The 16,357-nt window shown below is 61.1% G+C and carries 15 protein-coding genes and 1 other RNA gene; 6 read left to right on the top strand and 10 right to left on the bottom strand.

Annotation, left to right across the window (positions count from 1 at the left end):
- Nucleotides 1–39: 39 nt before the first annotated feature.
- Nucleotides 40–294, bottom strand: a complete 255-nt coding sequence (locus ACR0EZ_RS21310; RefSeq protein WP_480616719.1) for a GlsB/YeaQ/YmgE family stress response membrane protein — start codon at nucleotides 292–294, stop codon at nucleotides 40–42.
- 73 nt (nucleotides 295–367) lie between these two features.
- Nucleotides 368–1,111 (bottom strand): transcriptional regulator FnrL, encoded by a 744-nt coding sequence (gene fnrL, locus ACR0EZ_RS21305; protein ID WP_480616717.1) that lies wholly within the window; start codon nucleotides 1,109–1,111, stop codon nucleotides 368–370.
- 61 nt (nucleotides 1,112–1,172) lie between these two features.
- Here fnrL and hemN point away from each other — a divergent pair, with 61 nt between their 5' ends.
- Both hemN and ACR0EZ_RS21295 read left to right on the top strand, forming a co-directional pair.
- Entirely contained in the window at nucleotides 1,173–2,528 is a 1,356-nt protein-coding gene (gene hemN / locus ACR0EZ_RS21300) for an oxygen-independent coproporphyrinogen III oxidase (RefSeq protein ID WP_480616715.1), read from the top strand.
- Between the two features lie 205 nt (nucleotides 2,529–2,733).
- Complete coding sequence (locus tag ACR0EZ_RS21295) at nucleotides 2,734–4,662, top strand: elongation factor G (RefSeq protein WP_480616714.1); 1,929 nt, start codon at nucleotides 2,734–2,736, stop codon at nucleotides 4,660–4,662.
- A 20-nt stretch (nucleotides 4,663–4,682) separates the two neighbouring features.
- On the opposite strand, the gene ACR0EZ_RS21290 is transcribed toward ACR0EZ_RS21295, so the two are convergent.
- The 5 genes from ACR0EZ_RS21290 to ACR0EZ_RS21270 form a co-directional block, all read right to left on the bottom strand.
- Nucleotides 4,683–6,260, bottom strand: coding sequence for an ABC transporter ATP-binding protein (locus ACR0EZ_RS21290; RefSeq protein ID WP_480616712.1), 1,578 nt, complete (start codon nucleotides 6,258–6,260; stop codon nucleotides 4,683–4,685).
- On the bottom strand, nucleotides 6,257–7,363 hold the full coding sequence (locus tag ACR0EZ_RS21285; protein ID WP_480616711.1) for an ABC transporter permease: 1,107 nt from the start codon (nucleotides 7,361–7,363) through the stop codon (nucleotides 6,257–6,259). The genes ACR0EZ_RS21290 and ACR0EZ_RS21285 overlap by 4 nt, the downstream gene beginning before the upstream one ends.
- Complete coding sequence (locus ACR0EZ_RS21280; protein ID WP_480616710.1) at nucleotides 7,364–8,449, bottom strand: microcin C ABC transporter permease YejB; 1,086 nt, start codon at nucleotides 8,447–8,449, stop codon at nucleotides 7,364–7,366. It lies immediately after the preceding gene.
- A gap of 5 nt (nucleotides 8,450–8,454) precedes the next feature.
- A complete protein-coding gene (locus tag ACR0EZ_RS21275; RefSeq protein ID WP_480616709.1) occupies nucleotides 8,455–10,401 on the bottom strand; it encodes an extracellular solute-binding protein in 1,947 nt (648 codons plus the stop codon).
- Nucleotides 10,402–10,575: 174 nt separating this feature from the next.
- Nucleotides 10,576–11,088, bottom strand: coding sequence for a c-type cytochrome (locus ACR0EZ_RS21270; protein WP_480616752.1), 513 nt, complete (start codon nucleotides 11,086–11,088; stop codon nucleotides 10,576–10,578).
- A gap of 119 nt (nucleotides 11,089–11,207) precedes the next feature.
- On the opposite strand from ACR0EZ_RS21270, the gene ACR0EZ_RS21265 reads away from it, so the two are divergent.
- Nucleotides 11,208–12,041, top strand: coding sequence for a prephenate dehydratase (locus ACR0EZ_RS21265; protein WP_480616708.1), 834 nt, complete (start codon nucleotides 11,208–11,210; stop codon nucleotides 12,039–12,041).
- Nucleotides 12,042–12,108: 67 nt separating this feature from the next.
- On the opposite strand, the gene ACR0EZ_RS21260 is transcribed toward ACR0EZ_RS21265, so the two are convergent.
- From ACR0EZ_RS21260 to nudC, 3 genes are read right to left on the bottom strand one after another with little or no spacing between them, the layout of a single operon-like run.
- Nucleotides 12,109–12,603: an N-acetyltransferase family protein gene (locus ACR0EZ_RS21260; RefSeq protein WP_480616707.1), complete on the bottom strand. Its 495-nt coding sequence runs from the start codon at nucleotides 12,601–12,603 to the stop codon at nucleotides 12,109–12,111.
- A 27-nt stretch (nucleotides 12,604–12,630) separates the two neighbouring features.
- Nucleotides 12,631–13,098, bottom strand: a complete 468-nt coding sequence (locus ACR0EZ_RS21255; protein ID WP_480616706.1) for an SRPBCC family protein — start codon at nucleotides 13,096–13,098, stop codon at nucleotides 12,631–12,633.
- A gap of 42 nt (nucleotides 13,099–13,140) precedes the next feature.
- A complete protein-coding gene (gene nudC / locus ACR0EZ_RS21250; protein ID WP_480616704.1) occupies nucleotides 13,141–14,124 on the bottom strand; it encodes an NAD(+) diphosphatase in 984 nt (327 codons plus the stop codon).
- 177 nt (nucleotides 14,125–14,301) lie between these two features.
- On the opposite strand from nudC, the gene ACR0EZ_RS21245 reads away from it, so the two are divergent.
- The 3 genes from ACR0EZ_RS21245 to ffs all read left to right on the top strand — a co-directional run bounded on the left by ACR0EZ_RS21245 (nucleotide 14,302) and on the right by ffs (nucleotide 16,319).
- Complete coding sequence (locus ACR0EZ_RS21245) at nucleotides 14,302–14,532, top strand: hypothetical protein (protein ID WP_480616702.1); 231 nt, start codon at nucleotides 14,302–14,304, stop codon at nucleotides 14,530–14,532.
- A 51-nt stretch (nucleotides 14,533–14,583) separates the two neighbouring features.
- On the top strand, nucleotides 14,584–16,182 hold the full coding sequence (locus ACR0EZ_RS21240; RefSeq protein WP_480616701.1) for a 5'-nucleotidase C-terminal domain-containing protein: 1,599 nt from the start codon (nucleotides 14,584–14,586) through the stop codon (nucleotides 16,180–16,182).
- Between the two features lie 38 nt (nucleotides 16,183–16,220).
- An RNA gene (gene ffs, locus ACR0EZ_RS21235) (signal recognition particle sRNA small type) lies at nucleotides 16,221–16,319 on the top strand.
- Nucleotides 16,320–16,357: the final 38 nt, after the last annotated feature.

Raw genomic sequence — 16,357 nt, 5'->3', positions numbered from 1 at the left:
TATGAAGGAAAAGCCGCCCCGCCGGGCGGTTTTTTGCGTTCAGCCTTTTCGGATCAGGCCAATCACGAACAAGAGAATGATCGCCCCGACGGTCGCGAAGAAGATCGAGGATAACAGACCTCCGCCCACCGCAAACCCGAGGGCCGGGAAAATCAGACCGGCCAGAAATGCGCCGACGATGCCCACGATGATATTGCCGAACAGGCCAAAGCCACGGCCTTCCATGATCTTGCCCGACAGCCACCCGGCGATGGCACCGATGACCAACATGGCCAAAAGACTACTGAATTCCATGGCTTGCTCCTGAAATACGGTTTCTCAGAATCAGTAGATCACGGTTGGTCCGCCGGGTCACGCAGGAACGTGATCAGACCAGAAAGCCGCCATCGGAATCGTCGCCGGCCTCTTCCATCAGACGTCCCATATCCGGAACCGTGACATGCCGTTTGCCTTCCAGCGCGATGACGCCGTCCTTTTTCAGGGCTGAAATCTGACGGCTGACCGTTTCCAGCGTCAGGCCGAGGTAATCCGCCATCGCCTCACGTGTGAGCGGCAGATCGAACACGATGGGTCCGGACAGTCCTTTCTGTTCGATCGTGGCATCGCGGCGCGCGATGATCGACAGCAGGCTGGCAATTTTCTCGCGCGCTGTCTTGCGGCCCAGCACCAGCATCCACTCCCGCGCCGCATCCAGCTCGTCCAGCGTCATCTGCAGCAGGCGATGCGCAATGTGCGGGGTCGAATTCATCATATCTTCGAACGGCTTCTTGCGGAAACAGCACATTACCACATCGGTGGTCGCCTGCACATCATAGGGCGCCGATTCGCGCCCCGGACGGCCCACGAAGTCGCTGGGCAGCAGCAGGCCGACCATTTGTGTCCGGCCATCCTCCATCGTCTGCGTCAGCGACGCGATGCCGGAGACGACCGAGCCCACGAAATTCATCTGATCGCCCGACCAGATGATCGTCTGCCCCGCTTCGAAACTGCGGTAATACTTGATTTCCTCAAGAACTTCGAGCTCATCCGCATCACAACGGGCACAAACCGCCCGGTGTCTGATCGGACAATCTTCGCAATTGGAATGATCGAACTGTGCTTTAACAAACATGCGCGCTTCCACTTGATCTCTGTCAATGCAGCCAAGTCATCCGATGCCTAAAGGTTTCTGCATGATAGTGAAACCTCAATTGGCACGGCTTGGACTATTTGACGCGAAAGTCCCGCGTTACACAAGCTATCCGACCGCCCCCCATTTCAACAATGACGTGGGGGCCGATGTGTTTGGCGACTGGATTTCGGGGATCAAACCCGGCAGCGCCATATCGCTGTATATCCATGTTCCGTTCTGTCGCAGGCTGTGCTGGTTCTGCGCCTGCCGAACACAGGGCACGCAAACCGACAACCCGGTCATTGCCTATGTGGACGTACTGAAGGCCGAGCTGGACCTGCTTGCCGCGCGCCTGCCCGATGGCGTGGTTCTGTCCCGCCTGCATTGGGGCGGTGGCACCCCGACCCTGCTGCAACCGGACCTGATGCGGGATCTGGCGCGGCATATCCTTGGCATCGTGCCGCTGGGGCCGGATGCTGAATTTTCGGTCGAAATCGACCCCAACGAAATCGACGAGACCCGTCTGGATGCGCTGGCCGAGGCCGGGATGAACCGGGCCTCGATCGGGGTGCAGGACTTTGATGACGAGATCCAAAAGACCATCGGCCGCATCCAAAGCTACGATACGACCCGCGACGCGGTGGACATGATTCGCGCCCGCGGGATCAGCAGTCTGAACGCCGATATCCTGTTCGGCCTGCCGCACCAGACCAAGACCCGGATGACCGAAAGCGTGCAGAAACTGCTGTCGCTCAGCCCCGACCGCGTGGCGCTTTACGGCTACGCGCATGTACCGTGGATGGCAAAACGCCAACAGTTGATCCCCTCGGACGCTCTGCCCACGCCTGAACAGCGGCTGGACCTGTTCGACACCGCCCGCCGCCTGTTCCTGTGGGACAAATACGCTGAGATCGGCATCGACCACTTCGCCACACAGGACGACGGCCTGACCCGGGCGCTGCGCGCAGGTCAACTGAAGCGGAACTTCCAGGGCTATACCGACGATCAGGCCGAGGTTCTGATCGGCGTCGGGGCCAGTTCAATCTCGCGCTTTCCGCAGGGCTATGCGCAAAACGCGCCCGCCACTTCTGCGCATACCAAGGCGATCCGCGACGGCAGTTTCTCGACCTCGCGCGGGCATCTGTTCAAGGGTCAGGATATCCTGCGCTCGCGGCTGATCGAGGCGCTGATGTGCGATTTCCAGATCAACTCGGCGGAAATCCTGCGCGACCATGACGTGACGGCAGCCGAGCTGACCGCGATGTACAAGACCGCAAATGCCGCCTTTGACGGGCTGCTGCGTATCACTGATGACGGCCTGTTCATCCCGCCCGAGGCGCGCCCGCTGACCCGGATGATCGCGCGCAGTTTCGACGCCTATGACCTGAGCAAGGCGGGGCACAGTTCGGCAATCTGACCCTTTACCAGCGGGCCTGTTTTCCGGCCCGCCCCGCTCATACCGGCACAGGGGCTTGACGCAGGCCTCTGGTTTTCTCCACACTCGGGACGTGTCATTCGCACCCTGAGGCAGGCGAATTCGCAGACAGTTCTTGCCAGCGCATCCGCGCGCGGCAGCCCTTTTCGTGCAGGTATATCTGCAACCTGAAAGAGGGACAGCACTCATGCGCGTTTTCACCGTCCTCGGCCCCAGCCAATCGGGCAAAACCACTCTGGTCGAGGCTATCAGCCGCCTCGACGGGCGGCCCACCACATTCGATGTTTCCGGAACCGTGCATTTGCACGGTTTTTCTTACCTGGACGAGCCATGGTGCGCGATTGACGTGGATGGCGGCGGCGATGCGCTGGCCTATGTCGGCCCGGCGATGGCGATCTCGGACGCAGCGGTCGTCGTGGTTCCGCCCGACCCGGATGCCGCCGTTCTGTGTGCGCCCTATCTGCGGCTGGTCGAAGAGGCGGGCATTCCCTGTTTCCTGTTCATCAACCGGATGGACAGCCCCAACGGACGTATCCGCGACATCATCGCCGCGCTGCAGACCTATTGCACAAATCACATCGCCCTGCGTCAGGTGCCGATCCGCGACGGCGATGCCATCATCGGCGCGGTCGATCTGATCTCGGAGCGGGCGTGGAAGTATCAGGAAGGGCAGCCCTCGGCCCTGATCGAACTGCCGCAATCGGTCGAGGACCGAGAACAGGAAGCGCGCACCGAATTGCTGGAGACCCTGTCGGATTTCGACGATCACCTGCTGGAACAACTGATCGAAGACAAGCAGCCCCCCAGCGCCGAGGTCTATGACCTTGCCGCGCAAGTGCTGCAGAACCACCAGCTGATCCCGGCCTGCCTGGGCGCGGCCAGCCACGGCAACGGCCTGACCCGGCTGATGAAAGCCCTGCGCCACGAAGCGCCCGAGTTCAACATCGCCGCAGACCGCGACGAGGCCGCCGAAAACGCCCGTGCCATTGCAGGCTTTGCGGATGTCAAAAAGCACATCGGCAAAATCATCGTCCTGCGCGGTCTGGGCGACGGCGTGAAAGCGCATGAGAGCCTGGGGGGTGAATCGGTTGGCAACCTGACCACGCTTGACGCCAAGACCCAGATCGGCGCGCTCGAGGCGGGCCAGATCGGGCTGGCGGTGAAATCAGATCACCTCAACCCCGGTTTTCTCTATGACAGCAGTACGGCCTCGCCGCTGCCGGAATGGGCCGCCTCGCACCCGGTTGCGCATCGGCAGGTGGTATCCCCGGCCCATGAACGCGATGACGTGCGGCTTTCGAATGCCCTGTCGCGGCTGGTCGAGATCGATCCGGGACTGCATCTGGAACAGGACGAACTGAGCGGCCATGCGGTGTTGGGCTCGCAAGGACCCCAGCACATGCGCCGCGTGACCGCCAAGCTGGACGAAGATTTCGGGATCGAGATCGAGGCTTCGCCGGTCGAAACCGCCTATCGCGAAACCATCCGCGCGACCATCGAACACCGCCACCGGCACCGAAAGCAATCCGGCGGCGCGGGTCAGTTCGCCGATGTTGTGATCTCGATCGCGCCGATGCCGCGCGGGTCGGGCTTCCAGTTCGAAGAGGTGGTCAAAGGCGGCGCCGTTCCCAGAAACTACATCCCCTCGGTCGAACATGGCGCAAAAGACGCGCTGGTCGAAGGGCCCGAGGGTTTCCCGGTCGTGGACGTCAAAGTCACGCTGAGCGATGGCAAGCACCACAATGTCGACAGTTCGGACTATGCCTTCCGCACCGCAGGCAAAAACGCCGTGCGCGAGGCGCTGCCGCAGGCCAAACCGGTGGTGCTGCAACCGGTCCTGAGCGCAGAGATTCACCTGCCCTCGGACTTTGTGGGCGATCTGGTGCCCACGATCAGCTCTCTGCAGGGTCAGGTTCTTGGGTTCGAGGGCAACCCCAACGCCTCGGGCTGGGAGATTTTCAACGCCCAGCTGCCCGCCGTGGCCGAGGATGAGTTGCACCGCACGCTGGCCAGCGCCACGCGCGGCACCGGCTGGGTCAAGCTGACCTTTGATCACTACGAGGAGTTGCGCGGGCCGGTGCCCAAATCCGCCGCACGCGAGAAAGCGAGCGCCTGAGCGCTTAGGGCGGGCTGTTTTCAGCCCGCCGCCGCAATCAGTTCGCGGGTGTAATCCGTCTGGGCGTTCTCGAACAGGTCCTCGGCCGCGCCCATCTCGATCACATCGCCGTTCCGCATGACAATGACGTTGTGCGACATCGCCCGCACGACCTTCAGGTCATGACTGATGAACAGATAGGCCAGCCCGTATTTCCGCTGCAATTCTCGCAGCAGATCGACGATCTGCACCTGCACCGTCATGTCAAGCGCGCTGGTGGGTTCGTCCAGCACCAGCAGCTTGGGCCGCAGCACCATGGCGCGGGCGATGGCGATCCGTTGCCGCTGACCGCCGGAGAACTCATGCGGATAGCGGTCCATCGATGCGGGGTCTAAACCCACTTCGGTCATCACCTCGGCCACCAACTCGCGCGGGGCGCGGTGGGGGTCGACATTGTGAATGGCCAGCCCCTCGGCAATGATCTGCATGCAGGTCATGCGCGGGCTCAGGCTGCCGAACGGGTCCTGAAACACGATCTGCATGTCCTTGCGCAGCCGCCTGAGTTCGCGTGTCGACCAGCGACGCACGTCCTTGTCGCGGAAGGTGATGCCGCCCTCGGACGCAATCAGCCGCATGATCGCCAGCGCCAATGTGGTCTTGCCTGACCCGCTTTCGCCCACAATCCCCAGCGTCTCACCGGCGCGCACGCTGAGGGTCGCGTCGTTGACCGCCTTGACGTACCCAACGGTCCGTTTCAGGAACCCGCGCTGGATCGGGAACCACACCTTCAGATGTTTGGTCCGTGCGACCTCTTCCGCGTCGGATGCCACAGGGTCGGGATGCCCCGACGGCTCGGCCGCCAGCAGTTTGCGGGTATAGGGGTGCTGCGGATTGTCGAAAATCTCGGTGGTCACGCCGGTTTCGACAATCTCACCATCCTTCATCACACAGACCCGATCGGCAATGCGGCGGACAATGCCAAGGTCATGGGTGATGAACAGCATCCCCATATTCTCGGACTTCTGCAGCTCGGCCAGCAATTCCAGAATCTGCGCCTGAATGGTCACGTCCAGCGCGGTCGTCGGCTCATCCGCGATCAGGATGTCCGGCTTGTTGGCCAGCGCCATGGCGATCATCACCCGCTGCCGCTGCCCGCCCGACAACTGATGCGGATAACTGTCCAGCCGGTCCTGCGGGTCGCGGATGCCCACCTTGTTCAGCAGTTCGAGTATCCGCTCTTTCGCCGCATCACCGGTGATGTTCTGATGCAGCGCCAGCGACTCCGCCATCTGCTTCTGGATCGTGTGCAGCGGGTTGAGCGAGGTCATCGGCTCCTGAAAGATGAAGCTGATATCGTTGCCGCGCACATCCATCAGGCGCTGCTCGGACGCGCCGATCATTTCCTGCCCGTCATAAGTGACAGACCCTTCGACAATCGCGCTGTCGCCCAGCAGCGACACGGTGGACAGCGCGGTGACGGATTTGCCCGAGCCGGATTCGCCCACCAAAGCCACCGTCTCACCCCGGTCCACGGTGAAGGACACGCCCTTGACCGCCGCCGACACCTGCCCGTCCTGCCGGAACGAGACCCTGAGGTTATTCACATCCAGCAGGCTCATGAGAAGGTCTTTCTGGGATCAAACGCATCGCGCACGCCTTCGAAAATGAAGACCAAGAGCGACAGCATGATGGCAAAGGTAAAAAACGCGGTGAAGGCCAGCCACGGCGCCTGCAGGTTCTGTTTCGCCTGCAGGGTCAACTCCCCCAGCGACGGGGCCGAGGAAGGCAGCCCGAAGCCCAGGAAATCCAGCGAGGCCAGCCCGCCGATGGTTCCGGTCACAATGAAGGGCATGAAAGTCAGCGTGGCGACCATTGCGTTGGGCAGCATATGGCGGAACATGATCGTCATGTTGCCCACCCCCAGCGCCCGCGCGGCGCGCACATATTCAAGGTTGCGCGCCCGCAGGAACTCGGCCCGCACGACGCCCACAAGCCCGGTCCAGCCGAACAGGATCATCAGCGCCACCAACAGCCAGAAACTTCGCCCCAGAATGGCGAACATGATGATGATCACATAAAGCGAAGGCGTCGCGGACCAGATTTCAATGATCCGCTGAAAGATCAGGTCCAGCCAGCCGCCGAAAAAGCCCTGAATGGCCCCGGCGAAGATACCGATCAGGCTGGCGGCCCCGGTGACGATCAGGGTGAACAGGATCGACAGGCGGAAGCCGTATATCACCCGCGCCAGCACATCGCGCTTGGTGTCATCCGTGCCCAGCAGGTTCTGCCCGTTCGGCGGCAGAGGTGCGGCACCGGGGCGATCCACGCTGGTATTGTAGGAATAGGGGATCAGCGGCCAGATCGCCCAGCCGCGTTCGTACCCTTCGGCCTGAAAGGTTCCGGCCTTGATCTCATCGATGATGCCTTCCGGGTCGTCGAAGCAATCCTCCAGACCGCCACTGTCGATCAGGCACATCACCTCGGGGTCGCGATAGATCGCTTCGGTCTGGAAATCGCCGCCGAACTCGGTTTCGGCATAGAAGTTGAAGATCGGCGTGTAGAACTCACCGCGGTATTTCACCAGGATCGGTTTGTCATTGGCGATGAACTCGGCGAACAGAGACAGGCCGAACAGCACCGAGAAGATGATCAGCGACCAGAAGGCACGACCATTGCGCCGGAAATTGCGCCAGCGGCGCTGATTCAGCGGGGAAAGCGCCATTTACCCCTCCCGCTTTTCGAAGTCGATGCGGGGGTCGACCAGCACATACATCAGGTCGCTGATGATGCCGACCACCAGCCCCATCAGGCCAAAGATGAACAGCGTGCCGAAGATCACCGGGTAGTCGCGCGCCACCGCGGCCTCGAACCCCAGACGGCCGAGACCGTCCAGCGAGAAGATGGTCTCGATAATGATCGAGCCGCCGAAGAACACGCCAATAAAAACCGCCGGAAACCCTGCGATCACGATCAGCATGGCGTTGCGGAAGACATGGCCATACAGCACCTTGCCTTCGCTCAGCCCCTTGGCGCGGGCGGTCATAACGTATTGCTTCTTGATCTCATCCAGAAACGAGTTCTTGGTCAGCAGTGTCAGCGTCGCGAAGGCCGAGATCGTCAGCGCGATGATCGGCAGGGCGATATGCCAGAAATAGTCGGCGATCTTGCCGAACAGGCTCAGGCTTTCCCAATTGTCCGAGGTCAGCCCCCGCAGCGGGAAAATCTGCCAGTACGAACCGCCCGCGAACAACACCAGCAACAGAATGGCGAACAGGAAGCCGGGGATGGCGTAGGCCACGATGATCGTGCCGCTGGTCCAGGTGTCAAAGGTCGATCCGTCCTTGACCGCCTTGCGAATGCCCAGTGGTATCGAGACCAAATAAGCGATCAGCGTGGACCACAGCCCCAGCGAGATCGACACCGGCATCTTTTCCAGCACCAGATCGATCACGCTGATCGAGCGAAAATAGCTCTCACCGAAATCCAGCGTCAGGTAATTGCCCATCATGGTCAGGAACCGCTCGACCGGCGGTTTGTCGAAGCCAAACTCCTTTTCAAGTTCTTCGATGAATTCTTTCGGCAGGCCACGGGCGCCGATATATTCGCTGTCTGAACCAAAGGTTTCCTCGGTCGATCCACTTTCGCCGCCTGCGAAACCGGCAAAGACATCCCCTTCGCCCTGCATCTGCGCCAGTATCTGCTCGATCGGTCCCCCTGGCACGAATTGCACCAGGGTGAAGTTGATGATCATGATGCCCAGCAACGTCGGTATAACCAGCAAAAGCCGGCGAAGAATATACGCGCCCAATTCGGTTACCTCACCGCGCCAGCAGCTTTCAGTTTCTGGTACTTCTCGTCATTGAACCACCAGAAGTCAAACTGCCCGACGGCCAGAGGCGGCAATTCCTCGGGGTGTTCGAACATGTCGTAATAGGCGACCCAGGTGTCCGATACATAGCCGGTCGGAACCTGAATGCGCAGATAGCGCAGCACGCGGTCCAGCGATTTCAGCGCGGCAATCTCCTCTTCGCGCGATTTTGTGTCAAGCGCGGCATCGATGATCGCATCCACCAAAGGTTCCTGCAGAGATTGCGGGTTGTAAGACGACACCACCGCCGTCTCTGCCCCGTATGCCTGTTTCAGGCCCGTTCCCGCCTCAAGGAAAGACTGGTTGCGGAAGAAGATCATGTCAAAATCTTTGTCGTAATAGCGCTGGATCCATTGCGCGCTGTCGATCTTTTCGACCGTCACGGACACACCAAAACTTTCGAGGCTCGAGGCATATGTCGTCACGATGGCCTCAGCCGTGTCCGAGGACGACGCATTCAGCATGATCGTGATTTCCATCGGCTTGCCTTCGGCATCCTGCAGCCTGCCCTGGCTGGAAACCGTCCAGCCCGCTTCTTCGAACAGCTTCAGCGCCGTCCGCTTGTTGCGGCGATCGACGGTACGGGATGCATTCGAAGAATGCGCGCGCACGGCTTCCTGCGTAAACAGCTCTTCGGGGACGAGGTCGCCCAAGGATTTGAGGAACGCGGTTTCCATCTCGTCAGGCAGCCCATCTGCGGCGACCTCAGAGTTTTCGGCAAAGGAATGGCGTTGTTCCGTCAGCCCGAACTGCAGCGACTCGGACGTCCACTCGAAATTGTACGCCAGTCCAAGGGCTTCACGAACCTTGATGTCGTCAAACGGCGCGCGCTGCATGTTGAAAATGAAGCCTGACGGCGACGGCGGGGACATGACCGGGATGCTCTCGCGCTTGACAAAGCCGTTCTGAACCGCCGGGAAATCATAGCCGGTTGCCCATTTCTTTGTGCTGCCTTCGGCGCGGAACGTGTAAATTCCGGCCTTGAACGCTTCGAACTCGGCAGCGTCATCGGCGAAATACTCGACCCGTACCGTTTCGAAGTTATGGCGGCCAACGTTGATCGGCAAATGCCAGCCCCAATAATCGGGATTGCGGCGATAGACGATGTAGCGGTTCAGTTCAAAATCATCGACGACATAAGGCCCGCTGCCCATCGGGGTCAGAAGGCTTTGTTTATCCAGTCGCTCTCCGGTCTTTTCATACCACGCTTTCGAAAACACGGGCGTGCCGCCGACCTGCGAAATCAGCGACCGGCGCGAGATACCGTCCACGAAATTGTACTTGATCGTGTAGTCATCAATGATCTCGTAGCCTTTGATGCGCTGTTTGACCGCCCGCGCGTAACTGCGGATACCTTGTTCGAGGAAGAGTTCATGGGTGAACGCGGCGTCATGCGCTGTCAGGGGGGTTCCATCCGCGAACCGGGCTTCGGGGCGCATGTAGAAAATGCACCATTCCTTTGTGCTGGGGTATTCGACGGATTCCGCAAGCAAACCATAAGCTTCGGTGATCGAATCCGCTGGCGAGGCCGACCCGAAGGGGCTGTCGCCGAACATGCTCTCGGCGATCAGGCCGGAGTAGCGTCCGGCCTTTCCCTGCCAGTTAAAGCGGTTCATGCCGTCAAACGTGCCGCGCGTTGAAACCGATATCTGCCCGCCCACCGGAGCATCGGGATTGACGTAAGCGAAATGTTTGAAGTCAGGCGGGTAATTCAGGTCGCCAAAAAAAGAATACCCGTGTGCCTTGATAATCTTGCTGTTGTCCGCAGCACCGGCAGCCATCGCGCCGTTCAGACCGGGGGCCATGGCGGCAACGGCGCTGCCGCCCAACAATTGCAACGCGGTGCGCCGCTTCATTGTGGTCAGCGTTGATTTTGCGCTTTTCTGGGTCATGCCCGCCTCCCCTGCAGCTTCTTGAACGTCTTAGATGCGCCTTGACCTAGCTAAAGGTCCAGCACTGTCAGGTTCAAGTTTAGAATGCGTGAACGCTTTGTGAAGATGTGTAACCGACAAAAAAAGGCCGCTGCTCGGGGCAACGGCCTTGAATTCGGGCAGACGGTCCGGCAATCAGTTGCCGATTGTCTGCAGATAGGCAATCAGATCGGCGCGCTCTTCCGGCTTTCTCAGGCCTGCAAAGCTCATCGATGTGCCCGAGATATAGGCGCTTGGGCGTTCCAAGAACGCATCCAGTGCCTCGGGTGTCCAGTTGCCGCCATGCGCCTGCATCGCGGCCGAATAGCCGGTGAAGCCGTTGGCCGAAGCAACCGGGCGGTCGACGATACCGAACAGATAGGGGCCGGTGCCGTTGGCGCCGTCTTCCAGCTTGTGGCAGGCGGTGCATTTGCGGAACACGCGCGCGCCTTTTTCCGGGTCTGCGGCGGCCAGCATGTCCTCGAACACCACTTCTTCGCCGTCGGCGCTTTCACCCGCGCTGTCGGTTTCGATAATGTAAGCGGCCTCGGCATCGCCATGGCCACCGCCATGATAGAGGACATCCGCCCCCCATTTGGCCAGAAGCAACACCAGGAAGGTGCCAAACAGGCCTGCGGCGGCCTTGGTAACTGTCATCGTGTCGAACATTGATCGCGAGTCCATTTCAGCTGTCTGCGGGGTGTCTAAGGCTTCCCCTGACAAGAGGCAAGGTATAGACACCGCGACTAAACGCCCAATTCAAGAACTTGTTGCACGGAATCGACCAAATGACCAAACGTATTGCCTTTCAGGGGGAACCCGGCGCCTACAGTCACGAGGCCTGCCGCAATGCGCGCCCGGATATGGAGGCCCTGCCCTGCCGTACGTTCGAGGATGTGATCGAATCGGTCCGCGCAGGCGAGGCCGATCTGGCGATGCTGCCGGTCGAGAACACGACCTATGGCCGGGTGGCCGATATCCACCGGCTGCTGCCCCATAGCGGGCTGCACATTATCGACGAGGCTTTCGTGCGGGTTCACATCAACCTGCTGGCCGTGCCGGGCGCGAAACTTGCGGACGTGACTGAGGCGCATTCTCACCTTGTCCTGCTGCCGCAATGCGCCGGGTTCCTGAACGAACACGGCATTCGCGGCCGGGTCAGCCCCGACAATGCCCGCGCCGCGCGCGAGGTGTCCGAGACCGGCGATATCCACTCCGCCGCGCTGGCGAGTGAACTCGCGGGCGAGATATACGGGCTGAACGTTCTGGCCCGCCATATCGAGGACCATGACGACAACACGACCCGCTTTCTGGTGATGTCACGGCAGGCCAATCTGGCGCGCCGGGGCGATCACGGCATGATCACCAGCTTCGTGTTTCAGGTCCGCAACATTCCGGCGGCGCTGTACAAGGCGATGGGCGGGTTTGCGACCAACGGGATCAACATGACCAAGCTGGAAAGCTATATGCTGGACGGCTCGTTCACGGCAACGCAGTTCTATGCCGACATCGTCGGCCACCCGGACGACCGTAACGTGCAACTGGCAATGGACGAGTTGGAACATTTCACGACAAATGTCGAGATTCTGGGGGTTTACCCTGCAGCGCAACCGCGCGGCTGAAGAGGTTTGTTTGCAGGCCAGAGCGCTGCGCCATCAAGCAGATCAACTGACAAGATTTGGGGCCAGCCTACGATTCCTCGGCAGTGGACCGGTTTTCAAGCCGAAATTCCTTTGAAACCGATCCCTCGCGCAGACGGTACTGCCTGAACCCCATGGCTTCGTAATAGGCCAGCCCCTCGGCGTTGTTCGCGCCTATTGTCGCGTCGATGGCGGGCAAACCATGCTGCCGCGCAATCTCAAGAGTTCGTGCAAACAAGGCGCGCCCAACGCCGCGCCGGGCCGCGGAAGGCCGAATATGGGTCCCGATCACACCCCAGCCGACCGGCGCGCCATATGGGTTGTTCTGGGTCGCGATCTTCATGGACTGAAACCCGAGGATGAGCCCGCCTGCGTCCGTTGCAACCGTGCACCGGATTTGGTCGTCGTGACCGATGTAATGCGCCCGGGCGAAATCCGGCGTACTTGGCTTGTGACGTTTACCGGCCCGGACCAGTTCCTGAAGGACATCGGCGATCCCGGCGGCGTCATCGCCAATTGCCCGTCGTATGATCAATCTGTCCATGCGCGATCCGTCCCGGCTGAAAGCATCTTATGCCCCGTACAGATGCCGCTGTTCCAGCTCGCGGGCAAACTCGCTCAGGCGTACCTGAAACTGTTTGCGAAAGCGCGCCTGTCCCAGTTTCAGCGACTGCAGCAACAGCCGCGCGGGCAGAGATTTGGCGGCCAGCGACATCTCGACATTCAACCGCGTCCGACGCTGCGACAGGGCCAGGAAATCAACGGTTGTGACCCCGGCCATGCCTTTGCTGCTGGCCTCGAACCGCATCTGGGTGGGTCGGTCGCAATCGGTCATCAGGACCGACATCTGCCGGGGTTTGCCACGCAGTTTGAACTCGGTCTGCCACGCGGCTCCGGCCTCGAAGGGCGCACCGCCCGCCGTCCGCCGCACCTCGATCCCCCGGCGCATGGCCAGGCGTTCGAATCGTTCGAAATCGGAAACCATCTCGAACACCGAATTGATCGGTGCCTCGATATCTTCGCGCGCTGAAAACTGCATGTCGTCCTTTGCTGCCCGTCGTGCCTTGGTGCCAGTTTTTCCTCAGTCCAGCGTATCTGCAAGCCAGTTTTTCAGCAGGAAATGCGCAATCGCGCCCTTGCGGGCGGGCAGCAAAGCGGGATGTTCGCCCGCGAAAGCCTGCATCATCTCGGTTTTGCTGACCCACATCGCCTGTTCGATCTCGACCGGGTCGATTTCGATCTCACGCGACAGCGCCTCGCCCGCGCAGCCGAACATCAGCGAGGCCGGGAACGGCCAGGGCTGGCTGGACAGGTAGGAGACCGCGCCAACGGGCACGCCCGCTTCCTCCATCACTTCGCGCCGCACGGCGGCTTCAAGCGTTTCACCGGGTTCGACAAACCCCGCCAGCAGGGAAAACATCCCCTCGGGCCAGCCCGGAGACCGCCCCATCAGGACGCAATCGCCATGGGTGATCAGCATGATCACAACCGGATCGGTACGGGGGAAATGCTGGCCGCCGCAGGACGGGCAACTGCGCTGCCATCCGGCCTGAGACAGCTCGCTGGGCGCACCGCAGCGGGCGCAAAAGCGATGCGTCTGATGCCAGCCGATCACGGCTTTGGCGGTCGCCGCCAGTTCCGCGTCGCGCGCGGACAGGCGTGTCATGATCCGGCGCAACTCGGCAAACACATACCCTTGGGGCAGATCGGGGTGCTGCTGTTCGGACCTGTCGACGAACTCGCCCATCCCAGTCAGATCCAGACCCTCGGCCGCCCAGTTCGAAATATCCGCTGCAAAGACCGGCGCGCCCGCTTCGGTACATCCCAGAAGGATCGGCGCTTCGACCACCCCGCCCGGACCATTGCAGATCAGATCATGGGTCATCGGGATCAGCGCCAGCTGGTCCAGCCCTTCGCCCTGCACCAGCAGCTTTCCGCGCCAGACCAGCGCGCATCTGGCCATCGGATCACGGCGCGCCGCATCCAGCTTGTCACCATCGCCGCGAAGATGCGCCGCCCGGTTCAGGCCCGAGCCGCCAAATGTCACCAGTTCCGCGTTTTTCATTGAATGTCCTTTGGGTCCTGCGCACAGGGCTGCCATGACTGCACCGCTGTTGCAATGGCAATTCACCGGCTGGAAATCCAACTGTTGCCACGGAAAGGCCGCATGCAGGCCCCGGAAAATTCATCTATTATACTTTCTAGTGAATTTGATTAAGAAACAGCATCCAAAAGTAGAAAATTGATATTAAACAAATCTTTGCCGGGGCGAGACCCGGCAAGAACATCTGGGGCCAATATCCGCATTCTGGCGACCACCGACCTGCATATGAACCTGACCGGTTTCGACTACTATGCCGACCGGTCCGATCCATCGATTGGGTTCACGCGGACGGCCACGCTGATCCGGCAGGCCCGGGCACAGGCCGGTGACAGTCTTGTGCTGCTGTTCGACAATGGCGATTTCCTTTAGGGCACGCAGCTGGGCGAATGGGCGGCAACGCAGGATGATCCCCATCCGCTGATGCAGGCTTTCGGAGCATTGGAGTACGACGCAATTGCGCTTGGAAACCATGACTTCGGGTTCGGGCTGCCGGTGCTGGACCGCATCCTCGCTCAGGCCCCCTGCCCGGTCGTGTGCAGCAACATGCGCCGCTTGAAGGCACCGCAGATTTGGGCGGATGGCACTATTCTGGAGCGTACGGTTTTATGGCAGGGAAAGCCTGCCGCCATTCACATCGGCGTTCTGTCCGTCCTGCCGCCGCAAACCGCCCGCTGGGAATCTCATCTGTTGCAGGACGAGGTCATTGCCGAGGACATAATTGAAGCGGCGCACAAGCAGGTGAAACATCTGCGCTCCGAGGGGTGTGATCTGATCCTTGCCCTGTCGCATTCCGGCCTTGGTGAGCCACAGCCCGCCCCCGGTTTGGAAAACGCCGCCATCCCTTTGGCCGCGATTGACGGCATCGATGCGATCATTGCGGGGCACACCCATCTGACTCTGCCCGGTCCGGCGCATGAGGGGCTTGCCCATGTCGATCACGTCGCCGGACGCATTCACGGCAAACCGGCGGTCATGCCCGGCTCGGCGGGTTCATATCTCGGAGTGATCGACCTGTCGCTGTCCCGTGGCCCCTCCGGCACATGGCGCATCGAAGGCAGCGGTGCTGAGCTGCGGCCTGTCGTTGCAGAACCTCATCAGGAACCGGTGCCCGAGGATCCTCAGTTCGTGGGGCTTTTTGCCCAGGCGCACGCGCAGACGCGGGCGATGGTAGCGGAACCGGTCGCCCGTATCCCGCGCGATCTGCACAGCTACTTCAGCCTCTGCGCGCCGGATCGGGGGCTTGCTCTGGTGGCGGCGGCGCAAGCTGCGGCGCTGCGCCCGCATCTGTCTGCATCCGGTCTGGCCGACCTGCCCGTTCTGTCAGCGGTTGCACCCTGCAAAAGCGGCGGGCGCGCCGGCCCCCGCTGGTACACTCAGGTTCCCGCCGGGGAAATCTGCCTGCGCCACATCGCCGACCTGCATTTGTTTCCAAACGAATTGCGGGGCGTTGTCGTGACCGGCGCGCAGCTGCGGGACTGGCTGGAAATGTCCGCTAGCGTTTTCAATCAACAAAACACCGGCCAAACCGCCGACCTGATCGACCCCCGCCGCGCCGGGTATAATTTCGACGTGCTCTTCGGCCTCACCTATCGGTTCGACCTGTCCCAACCCGCGCGCTTCGACGCCGAGGGGGGGCTGATCGACCCCGCCCATAACAGGGTGTCCGCTCTGGAATTCGGGGGCCAACCTGTCCGCCCGGATCAGAGGTTCGCGGTCGCGCTGAACCACTACCGGGCCAGTGGCGGCGGCAAATTTCCGACGGTGTTCCAAAGCCGAATCCTCGACCTGCCGACGCTGGAAATAAAGCATGTCCTCAGAGGTTACCTGTCGGACACCCTGCCGCGTGACCCGCTTGAGGACGCGCCGCACCCCTTTTCTTTCGCCCCTCTGTCCGGGGCTGGCGCCGTCCTCAGAACCGGCCCCGGCGCAATCAAGTATCTGGATGAGCTGGACATCTTCAACTCCAAGCCGCTGGGACGCGACGCGGAGGGGTTCCAGCGGATAGGCCTGACGCTCTGACGGGTTGTCTTTTGCCCGGCACCTGCCTATATCGGGGTCGAGAGGTTGGCGCGGGCGAGCGCCTCGCCAACCTGGTCAGGTCCGGAAGGAAGCAGCCACAACGAGCCCCGCTTGGGTCGATGTCCAACCTCTCACTTACGCAAACCCCAGCCGCAGGAGGGCTTTTATGAATGTA

Source organism: Ruegeria sp. AK4, assembly GCF_056541025.1.
The sequence above is the reverse complement of the archived record's forward strand: the minus strand, read 5'-3'. Positions and strand labels throughout refer to the sequence as shown.